At 74.0% G+C, this 19,694-nt stretch carries 17 protein-coding genes and 1 pseudogene; 9 read left to right on the top strand and 9 right to left on the bottom strand.

The genetic code is table 11. The features are described from left to right. Nucleotides 1-3: 3 nt before the first annotated feature. The 3 genes and pseudogenes from pabB (at nucleotide 4) to OED52_RS10935 (ending at nucleotide 4,023) form a co-directional block, all read left to right on the top strand. Nucleotides 4-2,130 carry an aminodeoxychorismate synthase component I gene (pabB, locus tag OED52_RS10945; protein WP_264150937.1) on the top strand — a complete coding sequence of 709 codons (2,127 nt, stop codon included), beginning with the start codon at nucleotides 4-6 and terminating at the stop codon, nucleotides 2,128-2,130. Beyond that, nucleotides 2,127-3,032 (top strand): prephenate dehydrogenase dimerization domain-containing protein, encoded by a 906-nt coding sequence (locus tag OED52_RS10940; RefSeq protein WP_264150936.1) that lies wholly within the window; start codon nucleotides 2,127-2,129, stop codon nucleotides 3,030-3,032. The genes pabB and OED52_RS10940 overlap by 4 nt, the downstream gene beginning before the upstream one ends. After that, nucleotides 3,029-4,023 (top strand): annotated as a pseudogene (locus OED52_RS10935) (AurF N-oxygenase family protein). The gene OED52_RS10940 and the pseudogene OED52_RS10935 overlap by 4 nt, the downstream one beginning before the upstream one ends. 51 nt (nucleotides 4,024-4,074) lie before the next feature. On the opposite strand, the gene OED52_RS10930 reads toward OED52_RS10935, so the two are convergent. Genes OED52_RS10930 through OED52_RS10915 form a run of 4 tightly spaced genes read right to left on the bottom strand, consistent with a single transcriptional unit; the run spans nucleotide 4,075 to nucleotide 8,609 of the window. Further along, entirely contained in the window at nucleotides 4,075-4,851 is a 777-nt protein-coding gene (locus OED52_RS10930) for a polyprenol monophosphomannose synthase (RefSeq protein WP_264150935.1), read from the bottom strand. Next, a complete protein-coding gene (lnt, locus tag OED52_RS10925) occupies nucleotides 4,851-6,443 on the bottom strand; it encodes an apolipoprotein N-acyltransferase (protein ID WP_264150934.1) in 1,593 nt (530 codons plus the stop codon). The genes OED52_RS10930 and lnt overlap by 1 nt, the downstream gene beginning before the upstream one ends. Continuing rightward, nucleotides 6,440-8,053 carry an amidohydrolase gene (locus OED52_RS10920; RefSeq protein WP_264150933.1) on the bottom strand — a complete coding sequence of 538 codons (1,614 nt, stop codon included), beginning with the start codon at nucleotides 8,051-8,053 and terminating at the stop codon, nucleotides 6,440-6,442. Before OED52_RS10920 ends, lnt begins: the two co-directional genes overlap by 4 nt. 19 nt (nucleotides 8,054-8,072) lie before the next feature. Next, on the bottom strand, nucleotides 8,073-8,609 hold the full coding sequence (locus OED52_RS10915; protein WP_264154654.1) for an FxsA family protein: 537 nt from the start codon (nucleotides 8,607-8,609) through the stop codon (nucleotides 8,073-8,075). 113 nt (nucleotides 8,610-8,722) lie between these two features. Here OED52_RS10915 and OED52_RS10910 point away from each other — a divergent pair, with 113 nt between their 5' ends. Genes OED52_RS10910 through OED52_RS10900 form a run of 3 tightly spaced genes read left to right on the top strand, consistent with a single transcriptional unit; the run spans nucleotide 8,723 to nucleotide 12,407 of the window. After that, nucleotides 8,723-9,487 (top strand): TSUP family transporter, encoded by a 765-nt coding sequence (locus OED52_RS10910; protein ID WP_264150932.1) that lies wholly within the window; start codon nucleotides 8,723-8,725, stop codon nucleotides 9,485-9,487. 44 nt (nucleotides 9,488-9,531) lie between these two features. Then, the gene (locus OED52_RS10905; RefSeq protein WP_264150931.1) at nucleotides 9,532-11,040 is read left to right on the top strand and encodes a TldD/PmbA family protein; all 1,509 of its coding nucleotides are present in this window, start codon (nucleotides 9,532-9,534) and stop codon (nucleotides 11,038-11,040) included. Then, entirely contained in the window at nucleotides 11,037-12,407 is a 1,371-nt protein-coding gene (locus OED52_RS10900; RefSeq protein ID WP_264150930.1) for a metallopeptidase TldD-related protein, read from the top strand. The genes OED52_RS10905 and OED52_RS10900 overlap by 4 nt, the downstream gene beginning before the upstream one ends. A 33-nt stretch (nucleotides 12,408-12,440) precedes the next feature. On the opposite strand, the gene OED52_RS10895 is transcribed toward OED52_RS10900, so the two are convergent. Next, nucleotides 12,441-12,974, bottom strand: coding sequence for a glutathione peroxidase (locus tag OED52_RS10895; protein ID WP_264150929.1), 534 nt, complete (start codon nucleotides 12,972-12,974; stop codon nucleotides 12,441-12,443). A 96-nt stretch (nucleotides 12,975-13,070) separates the two neighbouring features. Next, nucleotides 13,071-13,487: a PPOX class F420-dependent oxidoreductase gene (locus tag OED52_RS10890; protein WP_264150928.1), complete on the bottom strand. Its 417-nt coding sequence runs from the start codon at nucleotides 13,485-13,487 to the stop codon at nucleotides 13,071-13,073. Between the two features lie 84 nt (nucleotides 13,488-13,571). Between OED52_RS10890 and OED52_RS10885 the strand changes: the two genes are divergently transcribed. Continuing rightward, a complete protein-coding gene (locus OED52_RS10885) occupies nucleotides 13,572-14,336 on the top strand; it encodes a precorrin-3B synthase (protein WP_264150927.1) in 765 nt (254 codons plus the stop codon). A gap of 134 nt (nucleotides 14,337-14,470) precedes the next feature. Then, on the top strand, nucleotides 14,471-15,934 hold the full coding sequence (locus tag OED52_RS10880; protein ID WP_264150926.1) for a dihydrolipoyl dehydrogenase family protein: 1,464 nt from the start codon (nucleotides 14,471-14,473) through the stop codon (nucleotides 15,932-15,934). A 72-nt stretch (nucleotides 15,935-16,006) separates the two neighbouring features. On the opposite strand, the gene OED52_RS10875 is transcribed toward OED52_RS10880, so the two are convergent. Both OED52_RS10875 and OED52_RS10870 read right to left on the bottom strand, forming a co-directional pair. Continuing rightward, a complete protein-coding gene (locus tag OED52_RS10875) occupies nucleotides 16,007-16,750 on the bottom strand; it encodes an SDR family NAD(P)-dependent oxidoreductase (RefSeq protein ID WP_264150925.1) in 744 nt (247 codons plus the stop codon). Then, the gene (locus OED52_RS10870) at nucleotides 16,747-17,886 is read right to left on the bottom strand and encodes a M24 family metallopeptidase (protein WP_264150924.1); all 1,140 of its coding nucleotides are present in this window, start codon (nucleotides 17,884-17,886) and stop codon (nucleotides 16,747-16,749) included. The genes OED52_RS10875 and OED52_RS10870 overlap by 4 nt, the downstream gene beginning before the upstream one ends. A 35-nt stretch (nucleotides 17,887-17,921) precedes the next feature. Between OED52_RS10870 and OED52_RS10865 the strand changes: the two genes are divergently transcribed. After that, nucleotides 17,922-18,902 carry a 5'-3' exonuclease gene (locus tag OED52_RS10865; RefSeq protein WP_264150923.1) on the top strand — a complete coding sequence of 327 codons (981 nt, stop codon included), beginning with the start codon at nucleotides 17,922-17,924 and terminating at the stop codon, nucleotides 18,900-18,902. A 12-nt stretch (nucleotides 18,903-18,914) separates the two neighbouring features. On the opposite strand, the gene OED52_RS10860 is transcribed toward OED52_RS10865, so the two are convergent. After that, nucleotides 18,915-19,679 (bottom strand): DUF4333 domain-containing protein, encoded by a 765-nt coding sequence (locus tag OED52_RS10860; protein WP_264150922.1) that lies wholly within the window; start codon nucleotides 19,677-19,679, stop codon nucleotides 18,915-18,917. Nucleotides 19,680-19,694 lie beyond the last annotated feature (15 nt).

Raw genomic sequence — 19,694 nt, 5'->3', positions numbered from 1 at the left:
GTCGTGTCCGCGCCCCGCCCGATCCGCACCCTGCTGATCGACAACTACGACTCGTTCACCTACAACCTCTACGACCTGCTGACCCGGGTCAACGGCATCCCGCCCCGGGTGGTCACCAACGACCGCCCCTGGGAGGAGGTGCAGGCCGAACCGTTCGACAACATCGTCGTCTCCCCCGGTCCCGGCCGCCCCGACCGGCCCCGGGACTTCGGCATCAGCGCCCGCGCGATCACCGACGCCGGGGTGCCGGTGCTCGGGGTGTGCCTCGGGCACCAGGGCCTGTGCCACCTGTTCGGCAGCGCCGTGGTGCGCGCCCCCGAACCGGTGCACGGACGCACCAGCGCCGTCCACCACACCGGCACCGGGCTCTTCGCCGGGCTGCCCTCGCCCTTCGCGGCGGTGCGCTACCACTCGCTGATCGCCGAGACCGTCCCCGACGACCTCGAGGCGCTCGCGTGGACCGAGGACGGGCTGCTCATGGCCGTCGGGCACCGGCACCGCCCGCTGTGGGGGGTGCAGTTCCATCCCGAAAGCATCTGCACCGAGCACGGCACGCAGCTGCTGGCCAACTTCCGCGACGCCACCGTCGCGCGCGGGGACGGCCCGCGCCCGGCCGCCGCCCCGGGCCCGGTGCCCGCCCCGGCGCCGCCGCGCTACACGCTCGTGCACCGGGTGCTCGAGCTGCACCCGGATCCGCACGCGATCTACGAGACGCTGTTCGCCGACGGCCCGCACGGCTTCTGGCTCGACGGCAGCGCCGCCCTCGACCCTTCCTCCCGTTTCACGGTGCTGGGCAGCGGATCCGGGCCTCGCGCCGAATATCTCACCTATCGGGTCGCCGAGGGCACGGTGCGTGAGCAGCGTGCCGACGGTCGGATCGTCGAATACCGGCGCACCGTCTTCGACCATCTCGACGCGCGGCTGGCGGAACGGCGGGTGGCCGCCGACCCGACCCTGCCGTTCGGGTTCGCGCTCGGCTACGTCGGGTATCTCGGTTACGAACTCAAGGCCGACGCCGGGGGTCAGCTGGTGCACACCTCCCCGCATCCGGACGCGGCGCTGGTGTTCGCGGACCGGGCGGTGGTGCTCGATCACGACGCGCGCCGGTGCTATCTGCTGGCGCTGACCGACCGGCCCGACGATCCCGACACCCTGGCCTGGTTCGACGCGACCGCCGCGGCGCTGGCGACGCTGCCCGCCCCGGAACCGGCCGCGGCGACCCCACCGCCGCTGGTCGGCGCCGACGGGGCCCCGCCGATCCGGCTGCGGCACGACCCGGAGCGGTATCTCGATCTGATCGCCGAGTGCCAGAACGAGATCCGCAGCGGTGAGACCTACGAGGTGTGCCTGACCAACACCGCCACCGTCGACGGCCGCATCGATCCGCTGCGCACCTATCGGGTGCTGCGCCGGATCAGCCCCACCCCCTACAGTGCGCTGCTGACCTTCCCGGGCCTGTCGGTGCTCAGCGCCTCCCCGGAACGGTTCCTGCGCATCGAGGCGGACGGCACCGTCGAGTCGAAACCGATCAAGGGCACCCGCCCGCGCGGGCGCACCCCGCAGGAGGACGCAGCCCTGCACGCCGGGTTGCGGGCGAGCGAGAAGGACCGCTCCGAGAACCTGATGATCGTCGACCTGGTGCGCAACGACCTGTCGCGGGTGTGCGAACCGGGGTCGGTGCACGTGCCGGCGTTGTTCGCGGTGGAGACCTATGCGGCGGTGCACCAGCTGGTCTCCACGGTGCGGGGCCGGTTGCGCCGCGGGGTCTCCGCGGTGGACTGTGTGCGCGCGGCGTTCCCGGGTGGGTCGATGACCGGCGCCCCGAAGGTGCGCACCATGGAGATCATCGACAAGTTCGAGGACGGCCCGCGCGGGGTGTACTCGGGGGCGATCGGGTATCTCTCGCCCACCGGCGCCGCGGACCTGTCGGTGGTGATCCGCACCCTCGTCGCCACCGACCGCGAGGTGACCTTCGGGATCGGCGGGGCCATCGTCGCCCTGTCCGATCCGCAGGACGAACTCGACGAGATCCTGGTCAAGGCAGTGGCGATGCGCCGCTGCCTGGCCGCCGTCCCCGACGACGACCGCACCGACCCGGCGGCGGGCACCGAGGCGGGACGGGCGTCGTGACCGCGCCGGTGCTCGTCGCCGGCGGATGCGGCGCCGTCGGTCGACTGTTCGTCGACGCGTTGCGCCGCTCCGACCGCGAGGTGCTCGTCGTCGACCCGGCCGCCGATCCCACCGCCCCCGGCACGCTGCGCGCGGACCTGACGTCCCCGGATGCGGCCTTGGCCGACGCGCTCGCCGGCGCCGACCTCGTGGTGCTGGCGGTGCCGGAGGTGATCGCCGGGGCGGCGCTGCCGGTGCTGGCGCGGCTGCTGCCCCCGCACACCCTGCTGGTGGAGACCCTGTCGGTCAAGACCCCGATCGCGGCGGCGCTGCGCACCCACCGGCCGGGTCACCCGGCGCTGGGCCTGAACCCGATGTTCGCCCCCGATCTGGGTCTGCCGGGCCGGCCGGTGGCGGCGGTGCGGCACCACGACGGACCCGCCGTCGAGCAGTTCGTGACCCTGCTGCGCGAGTGGGGGGCGACGGTGGTGGAGATCGGCGCCGACGACCACGACCGCATCACCGCGGCGGTGCAGGTGCTCACCCACGCCGCGATCCTCGCGTTCGGGGTGGCGCTGGAGACGCTGGACGTGCCGCCGTTCGCGGCGCAGCTCGCCGCCCCACCGCACACGGTGCTGCGGGCGCTGCTCGGACGCATCACCGAGGGCGCCCCGGAGGTCTACCATGACATCCAGCTCACCAATCCGTACGCCGTCGCCGCCCGCCGGGCCCTCGCCGAGGCGGTCACCGAGCTCGACGCCGCCACCGACTCCCTGCCCGCCTTCTCGGCGTTGCTCGATCGGGCCCGCACCGGTCTCGGCGACGGACCGGCCGCCGCGCAACTGTGTGCGCAGCTGTTCGCGGCGTTGCCCCGCGATCCGCGGGCGGCCGGCGGGCCCGGCGAGGACAGGAGCAGGACGTGACCGATCCCGACATCCCCGGCCCGCGGTTGCACGCCGCGCACCTGCCGCAGCACGATCCGTCCGATCCGGTCGAGAGCGCGGTCGTCGCGAGCCTGATGCGGTCGTGGCCGCGGCGCGCGGCGGTGAAGAAGCCCGCACCGGATCTCGACGACCTGTTCGACGAGCAGCACACGGATTTCCCCGAGGTGATGCTGCCCTTCCACACCCATCCGCGGTATCGCGCCCTCGACGACACCCGGCGGGCGCGGCTGCGGGCCTGGGGCTGGATCGCCTACAACAAGAACGTCGTCGACATCGAACAGCACGTCGTCAACCCGGGTTTCGCGTTGCTGACCGGCGACCGGTTCGGTCTCGGCCTGTCCGACACCACGGTGGTCGCGGTGATGCAGGCGATGGTCGACGAGCAGTACCACACCCTGATGCACCATCAGGCGAACCTGCTCACCCGCCGCCGCCGCGGCTGGCCGCTGCCGGATGCGGTGCTGCCGGCCTGCCGCACCGTCCGCGACCAGCGTCGCGCGGTGGCCGAGGCCCCGACTCCCGGGCCGTGGCGCTGGTGCAGCTGGCGTTCACCACCGTCGCCGAGACCTCGATCAGTGCCTATCTCGGCCTGCTCACCGGCGATCCGGACCTGCAGCCGGTCAACCGGGCGACGGTGGCGGTGCACCGCCGCGACGAGCTGTGCCACGCCTCGCTGACCGGGGAGCTGCTGCCGGTGCTGCTCACCGCCCTCGACGACCGGGACCGGGTGCGGCTGCTCGACGCGCTGGCCGGGGCGGTCGCCGCGTTCACCGGCCCCGATCTGGACACCTGGGCGGCGATCGTCGCGCACGAACAGGTCCCCGGTGGGGAGCAGATGCTCGCCGACACCGCCGAGGCCCTCGCCGACAGTCCGGTCGTGCAGGACTGCAGCGCCGTCCTGCGGTTGTGCGCGGCGGTCGGGCTCGGCGACGAACTCGCCGCCCGCTGGCCCTGGCCGTCCCCGAACTGACCCGGGACGGGGATGGCGGGGGCGGGGGTGTCGGGGGCGTCGGGGCGGGGGTCAGCGTCCCAGCAGGGCCCGCAGCTTCCCGAGGCGGCTCTGCAGCCCCCACACGGTGACGCGCAGCAGCGCCTCCTGCACGATGTTGCCGCTCATCTTCGATTCGCCGACCTCGCGTTCGGTGAACGTGATCGGCACCTCGGCGACGGAGAACCCGGCCTGCAGGGTGCGCCACGCCAGGTCGACCTGGAAGCAGTAGCCGTGCGAGGCGATCGCGTCGAGGTCGAGCTTCTCGAGCACCTCCCGCCGGTAGGCGCGGTACCCGCCGGTGATGTCGCGGATCGACACCCCGAGCGCGAGCCGCGAGTAGATGTTGCCGCCGCGGGAGAGCACCTCGCGGTGCCACGGCCAGTTCACCACCGTGCCGCCGGGCACGTAGCGGGAACCGAGCACCAGATCGGTGCCGGCGTCGATCTTCTCCAGCAGCAGATGCAGCTGCTCGGGGGCGTGACTGCCGTCGGCATCCATCTCCACCAGCACCGTGTAGCCGTGCTCGAGACCCCACCGGAAACCGGCGATGTAGGCGGCACCGAGCCCGTTCTTCTCGGTGCGGTGCATCACCGCGATGCGCTCGTCGGCGGCGGCGAGCTCGTCGGCGAGGGCCCCGGTCCCGTCGGGGCTGCCGTCGTCGACGACGAGCACATGGGTCTGCGGCAGGGCGGCGTGCAACCGCGAGATGATCCGGCCCAGATTCTCCCGCTCGTTGTACGTCGGAATGATCACCAGGGTGCGGGCGCTGGGTGCGCTGTCGTTCCCGGCCGGCGTCGCCGCTGCCATCAGAGGTCCTCCTTGTCGAACCGGCCACCGGCCGGTGCTCCTGCTGCGCCGGTGCTCGGTACGGGCCCCGAACCGGCCTTCTCCCGCCGGCCCCGCACGACGGCGACACCCACGGCGGCCACGGCGACCGCACAGAGCAGAAGCTCCGGCGCGACTCCGAACCGACTAGCCAGCGTAACGTCTGCCCGCAAGGGCACCTCCGCCACCAGGGCATCGGGCACGAACAACGGCGTGTCCTGCGCCACCCGCCCGTCCGGTTCGACGACGGCGCTGACCCCGCTCGTCGCCGCGACCACCACCGCCCGGCCGTGCTCGACGGCCCGCAACCGCGACATCGCCAGCTGCTGGTAGGTCATCTCGGTGTCGCCGAAGGTGGCGTTGTTCGTCGGCACCGCCAGCAGCTGCGCCCCCGCGGCGACCGCGTCGCGCAACGCCCGGTCGAAGGCCACCTCGTAGCAGGTCGCCACCCCGATCGGGATACCGGCCGCCTCGACGGTGCCGTCCCCGTCCCCGGGCACGAAATAGCCGGCCCGGTCGGCGTACTCGGAGAACAACCGGAAGAACGACCGCCACGGCAGGTACTCGCCGAACGGCTGGATGATCCGCTTGTCGTGCCGCTCCCCCGGCCCCGCCTCGGCGTCCCACACGATCACCGAGTTGGTGGTGGTGCCGTCGCCGTTGGCGAGCACCGCCCCCACCAGGATCGGTGCGCCGATCGCGGCCGAGGCGGCGGTGATCTCGCGGGCGGCGTCGGCGTTGCGCAGCGGATCGATGTCGGAGGCGTTCTCCGGCCAGATCACCACATCGGGCGCCGGGACCCGCCCGGCGGCGACGTCGGCGGCGAGCTCACGGGTGCGGGCGACGTGGTTGTCGAGTACCGCCTTGCGCTGGGCGTTGAAGTCCAGCCCCAGACGCGGCACGCTGCCCTGGATCGCCGCGACCGTCACCGTGTCCACGACGTCCCCGTCCGCGCGCACCAGCGGCCACACCGCCGCCGCGCAGACCGGGCCGAGCAGCACCGCCGCGACCGGCACCGGCCAGCCCCGCCGGGTGCGCACCACCGGGACCAGGGCCGCCAGCCCCGCACCGGTCAGCGCGACCGCGAAGGACACCAGCGGCGCCCCACCGACCGCGGCGAGGGACACGAACAACCCGTCGGGTTGCCCGAACGCCAACCGGCCCCACGGGAACCCCCCGAAGGGCACACTCGCGCGCAGCCACTCGGTCAGACTCCACACCGCCGCGATCCACACCGGCGCCGCCCGCAGCGACCGCAGCTGCACCGCCAGCATCCCGAACAGGCCGACGAACACCGCTTCGGCGGCGGCCAGCGCCAGCCACGGCAGCGGCCCCACGTACACCCCCACCCAGGGCAGCAACGGCAGGAAGAACCCCAGCCCGGCCAGATATCCGTAGCCGAACCCGGCGCGGCGCCGCAGCGCCCCCGTGGTCACGGCCGCGACCAGCAACGCGATCCCCAGCGGCGCCAGGAACCACAGCGGCCGCGGCGGGAAACTCGCGAACAGCAGCAAGCCCGCGGCGACGGAGGCCGCCGCCCGCACCGCCACCGCCGTCCGGGGCCGTGCGGTCACCGGCCGTACACGACCCGGTCGCGGTGCACGCTGCGCACCAGCACCGGATCGTCGGTACCGGGCTCGAGATCGGGCAACGGCGCCACCCGCGACCGCGGATCGGTGGACCAGCGCTGCACCGAATCCTTCGGGGCCCGCACCACCAGCTCCCCGACCTCCCAGACCGCATAGGACGCCGGGGCACCCGGCTCGAGGGTGCCGGCCGTGCCGTCCCGCCGGCCCCCGGCCCGCCACGCCCCGCGGGTCGCCGCGGCGAACGCCGCCCGCGGCGAGATGCCGCTGCCCGGCGTGTGGTGGTGCACCGCCGCCCGCAGCATCTGCCACGGCCGCGGCGCCGTCACCGGCGCATCCGAGCCGAACGCCAACGACAACCCGGTCGCCGCCAGCGGCGCGAACGCGTTGAGCGCCGCGGCCCGATCGGCGCCGAGCCGCTGCGCGTACATCCCACCCGGTCCGCCCCACAGCGCGTCGAAGCCCGGCTGCATGCTCGCGATCACCCCGTACCGCGACAGCACCTGCGCCTGCGCCACCGTCAGCGACTCGACGTGCTCGAGCCGGTGCCCGCACGCCGCCAGCGCCGGTCCTCCGACCTCCCCCGCGACCGCCTCGAACGCCGCGACCGCCGCGGCGGTCGCGGCATCCCCGATGACGTGGAAACCGGCCTGGATCCGCGCCTCGGTGCACGCCCGGATGTGCGCGACGAGCTGATCCTCGGCGAGATGGGCGGTGCCGCAGCAGTCCGGCCGATCCGCATAGGGGCGGCTCAGCCACGCGGTGTGCGAGCCGAACGAGCCGTCCACGAACAGATCCCCACCGAGGGCGTGCGCGCCGGTGGCGGCCAGCAGCTCGGTGGCCTCGGCGGCGCTGCCCACCGCCTGTCCCCAGTAGCCGCGCACCTCCACCGGATGATCGGTGCCGAGCAACTCGGTGAAGTCGTCGAGCCCGGAGATCTCCGGGCCGCCGCACTCGTGCACCGCGACGATGCCCTGCGCGGCCAGATCGTCCAGGGCGGCCAGGCGGGCGCGGGCGCGCTGCGCAGCGGTCAGCCGGCTGCGCGCGGCGGCGCGCACCGCGTGGTGCGCGGCGCCGGTCAGCGGATGTTCCGGATCGAACCCCGCCAGCGTGCCGACATCCTCGCCGGCGGCGGCACGCAGCGCGGTGGACGCGGCCGCCGAATGCGCGTCGACCCGCCCGAGATAGACCATCCGGCCCGGGGCGGCGGCATCGAGCTCGGCGGTGGTCGGCGGGGTCGGATCGGGCCAGCGGGTCTCGTCCCAGCCCTGCCCCCACAGCACCGCGTCGTCGCAGGCATCGGCGTGCGCGCGCAGCCGGCGCAGCGCGTCGTCACGGTCGACCGCGCCGGTCAGATCCAGGCCGGTCAACGCCAGCCCGTGCGCGGTGAGATGGACGTGGGTGTCGACGAATCCGGGGGCGACGAACGCCCCGTCCAGGTCGACGATCTCGGCGTCCGGGTGCAGGGCGCGGCCGGGCCGGTCCTGCCCGACCCACACCACCACACCGTCCGTGACGGCCATCGCGGTGGCATCGGGGGCGCTGGCACTGTAGATGCGGCCGCCGACGAGAAGCTGGGTGCGCGGTGCTCGACTCACAGCTGCCCAGTCTGCCCCGTCACCGCCCGTCGCGTGGCCGCGGGGTGTCGACGATCTCCCCCTCCAGCACCGGCGCCTCACCCGACGTCGGGACCGGACCGGCGGTCAGGTGCGGGGCCGCCCCGACGACGCTGTGGTCGACGACCTGCCCGTCCACGATCACCAGCCGCTGTGTCGAGAACCCTCCTGCCGAGAACCCCCGCTTCGTGGCGCGTCGCGCCACCGCCGCCCGCACCAGCGGCCGCGCCGCCGCCCGGGTCGGCAACAACAGCACGACCCCGAGCAGCGTGGTGATCAGGCCGGGCACCAGCACCAGCGCCGCCCCGAGCCCGGTGAGCAACCCGTCCGTCAACGTCTGCTCGGGGCTCGCCGACAGCGCCGGCCCGGACCGCAGCCGCGACAGGCTCCGCAGCGCGCGGCGTCCGCGGGCTGCGAGCACGAGATACCCGGCGATCGACACGCCGAGGAAGATCAGCACCGTGGTCAGCGCACCGAGGGTGGAGCCGAGCCAGGCCAGCACGGCGATCTCCGCCACCACGTAGAGCAGGAACATCATCGGGTACACGTCGGGGATCCTTCCGTAGCCGGCACTCACCCCGTCAACGAACGAGGCCGCCCATTTTCTCCCGCGCCCTCCCCGAGACACGGCCGCGTGATCGAATGGCCCGCATGGGTGCAGGTGACTGGGCGCTGCTGATGGTCGCGGCGACCGCGGCCGGATGGGTCGACGCGGTGGTCGGCGGCGGCGGGCTGATCCTGCTGCCCGCCCTGTTCCTCGTCGCCCCGCAACTGACCCCGCAGGCGGCGCTGGCCACCAACAAGCTCACCGCGATCTGCGGCACCGGCGCCGCGGTGCTCACCTTCGCGCGCCGCATCCCGCTGCGCTGGCCGGTGCTCGGCCCCGCCGCCCTCGTCGCCGCCCTGGCCTCCGCCGCCGGGGCCGCCGCGGTGTCGCTGATCGACCGGTCCGTGTTCGTCCCCCTGGTGATGGTGGTGCTCGTCGCCGTCGCGGTCTTCGTCGCCGCCCGCCCGACCCTCGGGGTCACCACCACCCGCCGGCCGAGCCTGCTGCGCCTGGCGACGGTCACCCTCACCGCCGCCGCGGTGATCGGCTTCTACGACGGGATCCTCGGCCCCGGCACCGGCACCTTCCTCATCCTGATCTTCGCGTCGCTGCTCGGCGCCGAGTTCGTGCAGTCCGCGGCGATGGCGAAGGTCCTCAACTTCGGCTCGAATCTCGGGGCGCTGGTGCTGTTCGCGGTCGCCGGGCACGTGTGGTGGGCCCTCGGCCTGACGCTGGCGGTGTGCAACGTCGCCGGGTCGGTGCTCGGCTCCCGCACGGCCCTGGCCCGCGGCGCCGGCTTCGTGCGGATCGTGCTGTTGATCGTGGTGGTGGCGATGGTGATCCGCCTCGGCATCGAACAGTTCGGGTGAGCCGCTCCCACGTTTCGCGACGGTGATTGCCTACGGTGATCGGTGTGACGGCTGTGGACGACGACTTTCTGGCCCTGCCGCTGCGTGCGGCGGCGGATGCGGCGCTGACGGTGGCGCGCACCGCCGGGGCCACGCACGCCGACGTGCGGGTGCAGCGGGTGCGCACCGGGACGACGACGCTGCGGGACGGCGCGGTGCAGGCCGCGGTGGACGCCACCGACTGCGGTATCGCGGTGCGGGTGCTGCTCGACGGCACCTGGGGGTTCGCCTCCCATCCGGTGCCCGGCCCCGACGGCGCCGCCGACGCCGCGCACCGCGCGGTCGCCGCGGCCCGCACCCTGCGCGCGCTGAACCGGGACCCGGTGCAGTGGGCGGACGAACCGGTGTACCGGGACGCGGTGTGGGTGTCGGACTACGAGATCGACCCGTTCACCGTGCCCGCCGCGGACCGAATCGCGGTGCTCGCGGACTACTCGCAGCGGCTGCTGCGCGCCGGCGTCGACCACGTGAACGCGCACCTGCTGCAGGTCAAGGAACAGTCCTTCTACGCCGATCTCGCCGGCTCGACGATCACCCAGCAGCGGGTGCGGATCCAGCCCGAACTCGACGCCACCCGCGTCGACCGCACCGCCGGCACCTTCGAGTCGATGCGCACCCTGGCCCCCCCGACCGGCCGCGGCTGGGAGTACGTCGCCTCCGACCGGTGGTGGGACTGGAGCGGTGAACTGGCGCAGCTGCCGGACTGGCTCGCCGAGAAGGCGCAGGCCCCGTCGGTGACCGCCGGGCCCACCGATCTGGTGATCGACCCGACGAATCTGTGGCTGACGATCCACGAATCGGTCGGGCACGCCACCGAATACGACCGGGCCATCGGCTACGAGGCCGCCTACGCCGGCACCTCTTTCGCCACCCCCGACCTGCTCGGCGCCCTGCGCTACGGCAGCGACGCCATGCACGTCACCGCCGACCGCACCGAACCGCACGGCCTGGCCACCGTCGGGTTCGACGACGACGGGGTCGCCGCCCAATCGTGGGATCTCGTGCGCGACGGGATGCTCGTCGGCTACCAGCTCGACCGGGCGTTCGCCCCGAAACTGGGGGTGGGCCGGTCCAACGGCTGCGCCTACGCCGATTCGGCGCATCACGTGCCGATCCAGCGGATGGCGAACGTGTCCCTGCAACCCGACCCGCGGGTCGACCGCAGCACCGCCGATCTGATCGCCGGGGTCGACGACGGGCTCTACATCGTCGGGGACCGCAGCTGGTCGATCGACATGCAACGCCACAACTTCCAGTTCACCGGCCAGCGTTTCTACCGCATCCGCGGCGGCCGGCTCGCCGGGCAGGTCCGCGACGTCGCCTACCAGGCGTCGACCACCGAGTTCTGGGGTGCCCTCGAGGCCGTCGGCGGGCCGTCGACCTGGCGGCTCGGCGGCGCCATGAACTGCGGCAAGGCCCAGCCCGGGCAGGTCGCGGCGGTCTCCCACGGCTGCCCCTCGGTGCTCGTCCGCGGCGTCAACGTGCTCAACACGGTTCAGGAGGGTGGGCGATGATCGGCGGTCACGACCTCGTCGAGGCGGCGCTGGCCGCCTCCCCCGCCGACGAGACGATCGTGCTCGTCACCGACCGCGCCGAGGCCGCGCTGCGGTGGGCGGACGGTTCGATGACCACCAACGGCTCCGCTCGCGCGTCGAGCTGGACGGTGATCGCGCTGCGCCGCCGCCCCACCGGCACCCACTGCGGGGTGGTCACCGGCGCCGGTACCGGCCGCGACGACATCGTCGCCGGGGTCGCCGCCGCGCACGCCGCCGCCGAACAGGCCCCGGCCGCCCCCGACGCGACCGACCTGTGCACCGGCACCGGACCCGGCCCCGACTGGGGCGACCCGGCCGCCACCACCGGCATCGAGGTGTTCACGCCGCTGATCGACGCGCTCGCCGCCGGATTCGACGACGCCGATGCCCTCTACGGCTTCGCCCACCACGAGGTGTCCACCCTCTGGCTCGGCACCTCCACCGGGCTGCGGCGCCGCTGGGTGCAGCGCGACGGGTCGATCGAGATCAACGGCAAACGCGGCGGCCTGACCGGGGCGAGCGCCTGGGCCGGCGCCGGCACCGTCGACTTCACCGACGTCGACCTACCGGCCCTGCTCGCGGAACTGTCACGGCGCCTGGACTGGGCGGGCGTCACCGTCGACCTGCCCGCCGGGCGGTACGAGACGCTGCTGCCGCCTTCGGTGGTCGCCGACCTGATGCTCCCGCTGCTGTGGTCGCTCGAGGGCCGCGGCGCCGAGGAAGGCCACTCGGTGTGGTCCACACCCGGCGGCACCCGCCTCGGCGAGACCGTCGCGTCCCTGCCGGTGACCCTGACCTCCGATCCCGCCGCACCCGGACTGGGCTACGCGCCGTTCGTCGCGGCGACCTCGTCGAGCGACACCGTGTCGGTGTTCGACAACGGCATGCCCGCCGGGCGCGTCGACTGGATCGACCGCGGGGTGCTGCGGGCCCTGGCCTATCCGCGGGCGACCGCCGCCGAATTCGGGGCCACCCCCACCGCGCCGGGCGCGAACCTGCTGCTCACCGGCGGCAGCGAAACCGGGCTCGACGAGATGATCGCCCGCACCGAACGCGGCCTGCTGCTCACCACCGTGTGGTACCTGCGCGACGTGGATCCGGCGGTGCTGCTGCTGACCGGCCTGACCCGCGACGGGGTCTATCTGATCGAGGACGGGCAGGTGCGGGCGGCGGTGAACAACTTCCGGTTCAACGAATCCCCGGTGGATCTGCTGCGTCGCGCCACCGAGATCGGCGCCACCGAACGCACCCTGCCGCGGGAGTGGAAGGACTGGTTCACCCGCACCGCGATGCCACCGATCCGCATCCCCGACTTCCACATGTCCTCGGTCAGCGCCGCCCGCTGACCCCACCGGGGGCCGGGGCGGCGCCGCAGCCGGTCAGAGCAGGTCGGCGAGTTCCTTGCCGATCTCCTCGGGGGTGACGGTCGGCTCGAAGCGGCGCACCACCGTGCCCTGCGGGTCGACGAGGAACTTGGTGAAGTTCCACTTCACCTCGTCGGTGCCGATCGCCTCCGGGCGGGTCTTGCTCACGTGCTCGAACAGGAAGCCGTGCTGCGGCCCGAAATCACCGGGGGCCTCGGCACGCAGGTGCCGGTAGAGCGGGTCGGCGTCGTCGCCGTTGACGTCGAGCTTGGCGAAGACGGGGAAGGACACGTCGTAGTTGACGCGGCAGAACTCCTGGATCTCCGCGTCCGTGCCCGGCTCCTGCCCACCGAACTGGTTGCACGGGAACGCCAGGATCTCCAGACCCCGGTCCTTCGTCTCGCGGTACAGCGCCTCGAGCGCCTCGTACTGCGGGGTCAGGCCGCACTTGCTGGCGACGTTGACGATCAGCAGGTGCTTGCCGGCGAAGTCGGCGAGGGACGCGGTGCCGCCGTCGGCGGTACGCACGGTGAAATTGTGAACGGACATGCGCTCTCCTGGAAAACGGTTCGGGGAACCCGCCGGCGGCGGGATCACCGCGACCCTACGGGATCCGGCGAGACCGGACGATCCGGACGCGCGGGGTCAGGCGGCGTCGCCTTCCCCGCCGCGATCGAGGGTGCACGCCACCCCGACGGTGCCGCTGCGCCCGCGCCGCAACACACTGCCCAGCATCAGCACCCGCCCCACGATCCCGTACTTGCGGGCGATCAGCGTGCGGGTGCGCTCGGATCCCTCCGCGTCGAGCACCACCCCGGTGCCCGGCACCGCCTCCGACCGCGGTCGCCCCCGCGCATCGCAGATCGCCAGCGTCAGCCGCGGATCGCGCCGCAACCGCTTGACCTTGTACGAGTCGGTGGCGGTCCACACCAGCAGCTGCTGCCCGTCGCCCACCGCCCACACCGGGGTGCCGACGGCACTGCCGTCCTTGCGGAAGGTGGTCAACAGCACGTACTGGGCAGCGGCGAGCTCGGCGAACCCCGGCGGCGGCGAATCGGACATGCCGCCCACCCTACGAGCCGTGGCCGGTCGCTGCACGGGGGTCGTCCCACCGGCCCCGACACGCGGCGTTCTACCCTGACGGGCATGGCCGAAACCGCTGTCGACGTGCACCTGCCCGGCGGGCACCTCACCGCCGCGCAGGTCCAGCTGCTCGCCGAGATCGCCCACACCCACGGCGGCGGCGAACTGTACCTGACCGTTCACGCCCAGCTGCAGCTGCGCGGCGATGCCGCGGCCCTGACCGACGCGCTCACCGCCGCGGGCCTGCGCATCGACACCCCCACCCGCGGAAGGCTGCTGACCTCCCCGCTCAGCGGCCGCATCGGCGGCCACCGCGACATCCGCGAACTCGCCCGCACCGTCGCGGCGCGCCTCACCGACACCGACGTCGCCCCCGGCACCGTGTTCGGGCTCGACGACGGCACCGGCGACATCGCCGCCCTCGCCCCCACCCTCGGGTTGCTCGCCCGCCCCGACGGCCGCTTCGCGGTGCTGCGCGACGGCCGCGACACCGGGCTGCGCGCCGATCCCGACGACGCCGCCGACGTGCTGTTCACCGACCCCCCCGCCCCGGGCACCGACACCGACCCGCTGCCGGAGGCCCCGCCGGCGCCCATCGGATGGCTCGACCAGCCCGACGGTGCCGTCACCCTCGCCGGGGGCCTGCCCGGTGGGGTGCTGCCCGCCCGGCTCGCCGAATTCCTCGCCGCCGTGGAGCGGCCGCTGATCGTCACCCCCTGGCGGTCGGTGCTGCTGTGCGATCTCGACGAATGGACCGCCGAGCAGGTGGTGCGGGTGCTCGCCCCGATGGGGCTGGTCTTCGACGCGGACTCCCCCGCCCTGCGCTGACACCCTGCCCTGCGCTGACACCCTGCCCTGCGCTGACACCCGGCGCTGAGCTGCGGGAACGGGCGGACCTCGCGAACCGGACGACCCTCCTCGAAGCCGCCCGGGCACGCCCGCGGCGCGCCTATCGTGGACGGATGAGCGGTCCCACCGCGGCCCCCGACGACTACGACGTGATCGTGCTCGGCGCCGGTCCCGCCGGGGAGAACGCCGCCCAGTACGCCATCGCCGGCAGCGACCGAACCGCCGCCCTCGTCGAGCACGAACTCGTCGGCGGCGAATGCTCCTACTGGGCCTGCATGCCCAGCAAAGCGCTGTTGCGGCCCACTCAGGTGCTCGCCACCGCCCGCAACATGCCCGGCGTTGCCGACAAGATCAGCGCCCACGGTGTCGACGTGCCCGCCGTGTTCGCCCGCCGCGACGAGTTCACCCACCGCCGCGACGACGACTCGCAGGTGCAGTGGGCCCGCTCCGTCGGCATCGACGTGCTCCGCGGCACGGGCGCGCTGGCCGGGCCCCGCACCGTCACCCTCACCGGCGCCGACGGCACCCGCATCCTGCACGCCCGCCACGCCGTCGTCCTCGCGACCGGCACCGTCCCGGTCGTCCCCGACCTGCCCGGCCTGCGCGCGGCGCGGCCGTGGACCTCCCGCGACGCCACCAACCTCACCGAGATCCCGCACCGCGTCCTCGTCGTCGGCGGCGGGGTCGTCGCCTGCGAAACCGCCACCTGGCTGCGGCAACTCGGCGTCGAGGAACTGACGGTCTCGGTGCGCGGCGATCGGCTGCTGCCCCGCGTCGAACCCTTCGCCGCCCAGCGGGTCGCCGACCGCATGACCCACAAGGGTCTGGATGTGCGCTACGGCACCGAGATCCGCGCCGTGCAGCGCCCCGAGGTGGACGACACCGGTGTCGGTCGCATCCACGGCGGCCCCGCCACCGTCGACCTGTCCGACGGCAGCACCCTCGAGGTCGACGAGATCGTCGTCGCCACCGGCCGCCGCCCCGCCAGCGACGGACTCGGCCTCGACACCGTCGGCCTGCCCGACGGCCACCTCCGCGTCGCCGACGATCTGACCGTCGACGGGGTGGACGGGCAATGGCTGTACGCGGTCGGGGATCTCGCCGGTCGCGCCGCCCTGACCCACATGGGCAAATACCAGGCGCGGGTGTGCGGGGACGTCATCGCTGCCCGCGCCGAGGGCCGCTCCACCGACGGCCCGAGATTCCGGGCGAGCGCCGACCACGGGCAGGTTCCTCAGGTGATCTTCACCGTCCCCGAGATCGCTGCGGTCGGCCGCACCGCCGAGCAGGCCCGCACCGACGGCTTCGACGTCGCGGTGCTCGAGGCCGACATCGATGTCGCCGGCGCCGCCCTGGCCCGCGACGACTACGCCGGGCACGCCGCGCTGGTGGTGGACCGTGCCACCGACACCCTCATCGGCGCGACCTTCGTCGGTCAGGAGGTCGCCGAACTCGTCCACGCCGCCACCATCGCCCTCGTCGGCCAGGTTCCCCTCGACCTGCTGTGGCACGCGGTCCCCTCGTACCCCACGATCAGCGAGGTGTGGCTGCGTCTGCTCGAATCCCGCCGCCCCTGAACCGGTTTCGTGTGCAGTTCTCGTTGCGGCACACCGAGGACGACCGACGAGAACTACTCCCCCGAACCGGGCTCAGCGCGGCAGGCGCCGCCAGATCGCGCGCGGCAGCAGGCGCATACCGAAGAACACCGGCCGCAGCAACGCCGGCACCCACACCTCCCCGCGTCCGCGCTGCAACGCCCGCACCGTCGCCTCCGCGACCTGCGGAGGTGTGCTCGAGAACGGCGCCGGCCTCATCCCCTCGGTCATCCGGCCGATCACGAACCCGGGCCGCACCAGCAGCAACGACACGCCGCTGCCGTGCAAGGCATCCGCCAGACCGGAGGCGAACCCGTCGAGCCCGGCCTTCGCCGACCCGTACACATAGTTCGCGCGGCGCACCCGCCACCCGGCGACCGAGGAGAACACCACCAGCCGCCCGTGCCCCTGCACCCGCAACCGCTGCGCCAGCTCGGTGAGCAACGCGACCTGCGCGACGTAGTCGGTGTGCACGATCGACACCGCGTGCGCCACCTCGGTTTCCGCGCGGGCCTGATCCCCGAGGATGCCGAACGCCAGCACCGCCACGTCGATCGGCCCGAACGCCGCGATCCGATCGAGCACCGCGGCATGCCCGTCGACCGCGTCGGCGTCGAACTCGACGGTGTGCACCGCCGTCGCGCCCGCGGCCCGCACCGCGGCGCACTCGTCGGCCAGGTCACCGGCGCGGCGCGCGGCGAGAACCACGGTGCGACCCGGCCCGAGCCGGGCGGCGACCTCGACGCCGATCTCGCTGCGCCCGCCGAAGACGACGACGGTGCCGCCGGGGCCGCTCACGCGTCGGTGCCCGGCAGCACGGTCAGCCCGTGCGGCTGCCGGTTCATCGGCTCGCAGCCGTCCTCGGTGACCACGACGATGTCCTCGATGCGCGCCCCCCACTCGCCGCGGAAGTAGATGCCCGGCTCGATGCTGAATGCCATCCCGGGGCGCAGTTCGTCGTCGTTGCCCGCCACGATGTACGGCTCCTCGTGCACCGACAGGCCGATGCCGTGCCCGGTGCGGTGCACGAACACCTCCCCGTAGCCGGCGGCGGTGAGCACGTCCCGCGCCGCCGCATCGACCGCCTCGGCGCGCACCCCGGGCCGCACCGCCTCGACGGCGGCCCGCTGGGCCTGCTCGAGGATCGCGATCCTTGCCGCGATCTCCGGATCGGGGTCGCCGAGGCTGTAGGTGCGGGTCGAATCCGAGTAGTAGCCCGGCTCCACCGGCCCACCGATGTCGACGACGACGATGTCCCCGGCCTCGACGACCCGATCGGACACCTCGTGGTGCGGGTCGGCGCCGTGCGGCCCGGACCCGACGATCACGAAATCGGCCTCGGTGTGGCCCTCTTCGACGATCGCGGCGGTGATGTCCGCGGCGACCTCCGCTTCGGTGCGGCCCGGACGCAACCACTCACCCATGCGGGCGTGCACCCGGTCGATGGCGGCGCCGGCGCGGCGCAGCGCCGCGATCTCGTCCTCGTCCTTGACCATCCGCAGCTCGCGGATCACCGCGGTCGCCAGGCTCGGAGCGGTACCGAAGCGGTCGGTGAGCGGCACCAGATGCAGCGCGGGCATCGCTTCGGCGACCGCGACCGCCGTCGCGGCCGGCACCAGCTCCCGCACCACCGCGTAGGGATCCTGCCCGTCCACCCAGTCGTGCACCGGCAGGGCGAGTTCACCGATCGCGGATTCGCGCAGCGACGCCAGCTCGAGCCGCGGCACCACCACCGACGGGGTGGACCCGTCGGTGGGGATCACCAGGCAGGTCAGCCGTTCGAAGGAGGCGGCGCGGGAACCGGTCAGATAGCGCAGGTCCGGGCCGGGGGTGATGAGCAGCGCGTCCAGCCCCGCGGCGGCACCGAGCTCGGCGGCGCGGGACAGACGCTTCCCGTAACGGGCGGCGGGGAATCGGGGGGCGGCAGTGGTCATGCATCCGAGCCTAGTGCGCGTCACCGGATGGCAGGATGTGGTCCGTGACCGCACCCGCAACGCCCCCCGCCCCGCACCCGACGTTGATGCTGCTCGACGGCGCGAGCCTGTGGTTCCGGGCCTTCCACGCCATCCCGGAGAAGGTCACCGCCCCCGACGGCACCCCCGTCAACGCCGTCCGCGGCTTCGTCGACATGGTGGCCTCCCTGATCCGCACCCACCACCCCAGCCGGCTGGTGGTGTGCCTGGACCTGGACTGGCGCCCCGCCTTCCGCGTCGCCGCCGTCCCCGGCTACAAGGCCCACCGCGTCGCCGCCGGCTCCGACGGCACCGTCGAGGACGTCCCCCCGACGCTGCTGCCGCAGGTCCCGGTGATCCTCGAGGTGCTCGCCGCCGCCGGCATCGCCACCGGCGGCGCCGCCGGCTTCGAGGCCGACGACGTGCTCGGCACCCTCGCCGCGACCGAGACCACCGACCCGGTGATCGTGGTCTCCGGCGACCGCGACCTGCTGCAGGTCGTCACCGACGACCCGGTGCCGGTGCGGGTGCTCTACGCCGGCCGCGGCCTGGCCAAGGCCGAACTGTTCGACCCGGCGCTGGTCGCCGAGCGGTACGGGGTGCCCGCCGAACGGGCCGGCGCCGCCTACGCCGAACTCGCGGTGCTGCGCGGCGATCCCTCCGACGGGCTGCCCGGCGTCAAGGGCATCGGGGAGAAGACCGCCGCCTCGCTGCTGCGGCAGTACGGCTCCCTCGACGCGATCCGCGCCGCCGCCCTCGACGAGTCGTCGGCGCTGGCCAAGGGCATGCGCGTCAAACTCACTGCGGCCGCGGACTATCTGGACGCGGCGCTGCCGGTGGTGCGGGTCGCCACCGACGCCCCGGTGGAACTGTCGCTCCCCGACACCCTCCCGGCGACCCCCGCCGACCCCGACCGGCTCGACACGCTGGCGCAGCAGTGGGGACTCGACCGGCCGGTGACCGCGCTGCGCGCGGCGCTCGCCGAGGCCGGCAGCTGACCGAGCGGAACGCTAGCGGGGGCGGCTGACCTCGTAGGTGCCGTTGTCGTCGGTGACGGTCACGGTGACCTCCCGGAACTGGCCGTCGACGGTCACCTGGCACGAGAAGCTGTGCCCGACCTCGACGCGCTGCCCGCTCGGGCACTGCACGTCGCCGACCTGGGTGGCGCCGTAGGAGTCGGTGAGCACCTTCGCGACCCCGGCCTGGGTGGCGGACCGGTCGAGGACCTTGCCGCCGAGCCGGGTGGCGGCGGTGATGCCGCCGACGACGAGCACGAGCACCACCGCGGCGGCGGCGAGGATCCACGGCAGCTTCGACTTCCCCCCCGAGGTGGGGGTGCCGGGCGGCTGCCAGGCACCCTGCGGGGCACCCCACGGCTGCTGCGGCCCGCCGGGCTGCTGGCCGGCCCAGCCGGGCGCCGGGGCGCCGGGCCACTGCTGCTGCCCGCCCTGCGGCGGGGCACCCCACCCGGGGGCGGCGGCAGGCTGGGGCTGCTGGCCCCAGGCGGGTGCGGTGGGCTGTCCCCCCCAGGCGGGCTGCGGCGCGGCCGGCTGCCCCCACAGGTTCTGCTGCCCGGGATTCTGTTGGCCGGGATTCTGCTGTCCGGGCCACGCGGTGGTGGGGGCCTGCGGATCGGTGGTCGGCTGCGCGGGCGCGGCGGAGCCGGGCGGCGCCCACGGCGAACCCGGAGCCGAGCCGGTGGGGCGAGCCCAGGGATCCGGCGACTCGGACGGGGTGTGTCCGTGGGAGTCCTGCGGTTCGTTCGGCCCGGTCATCGTCGTCTCCACTCG

The sequence above is a fragment of the Rhodococcus sp. Z13 genome, assembly GCF_025837095.1.
GTDB classification, from domain to species: Bacteria; Actinomycetota; Actinomycetes; order Mycobacteriales; family Mycobacteriaceae; genus Rhodococcus; species Rhodococcus sacchari.
The sequence above is the reverse complement of the archived record's forward strand: the minus strand, read 5'-3'. Positions and strand labels throughout refer to the sequence as shown.

Bases quoted from the DNA above. Each gene is read 5' to 3' on its own strand.
- OED52_RS10910 (WP_264150932.1), top strand. From the start codon at position 8,723: ATGGGTGCAGGTGACTGGGCGCTGCTGATGGTCGCGGCGACCGCGGCC.
- OED52_RS10860 (WP_264150922.1), bottom strand. From the start codon at position 19,679: ATGACCGGGCCGAACGAACCGCAGGACTCCCACGGACACACCCCGTCC.
- OED52_RS10915 (WP_264154654.1), bottom strand. From the start codon at position 8,609: ATGATGTTCCTGCTCTACGTGGTGGCGGAGATCGCCGTGCTGGCCTGG.
- OED52_RS10870 (WP_264150924.1), bottom strand. From the start codon at position 17,886: ATGACCACTGCCGCCCCCCGATTCCCCGCCGCCCGTTACGGGAAGCGT.
- OED52_RS10900 (WP_264150930.1), top strand. From the start codon at position 11,037: ATGATCGGCGGTCACGACCTCGTCGAGGCGGCGCTGGCCGCCTCCCCC.
- OED52_RS10895 (WP_264150929.1), bottom strand. From the start codon at position 12,974: ATGTCCGTTCACAATTTCACCGTGCGTACCGCCGACGGCGGCACCGCG.
- OED52_RS10930 (WP_264150935.1), bottom strand. From the start codon at position 4,851: ATGGCAGCGGCGACGCCGGCCGGGAACGACAGCGCACCCAGCGCCCGC.
- OED52_RS10865 (WP_264150923.1), top strand. From the start codon at position 17,922: ATGTGGTCCGTGACCGCACCCGCAACGCCCCCCGCCCCGCACCCGACG.
- OED52_RS10885 (WP_264150927.1), top strand. From the start codon at position 13,572: ATGGCCGAAACCGCTGTCGACGTGCACCTGCCCGGCGGGCACCTCACC.
- OED52_RS10890 (WP_264150928.1), bottom strand. From the start codon at position 13,487: ATGTCCGATTCGCCGCCGCCGGGGTTCGCCGAGCTCGCCGCTGCCCAG.
- OED52_RS10880 (WP_264150926.1), top strand. From the start codon at position 14,471: ATGAGCGGTCCCACCGCGGCCCCCGACGACTACGACGTGATCGTGCTC.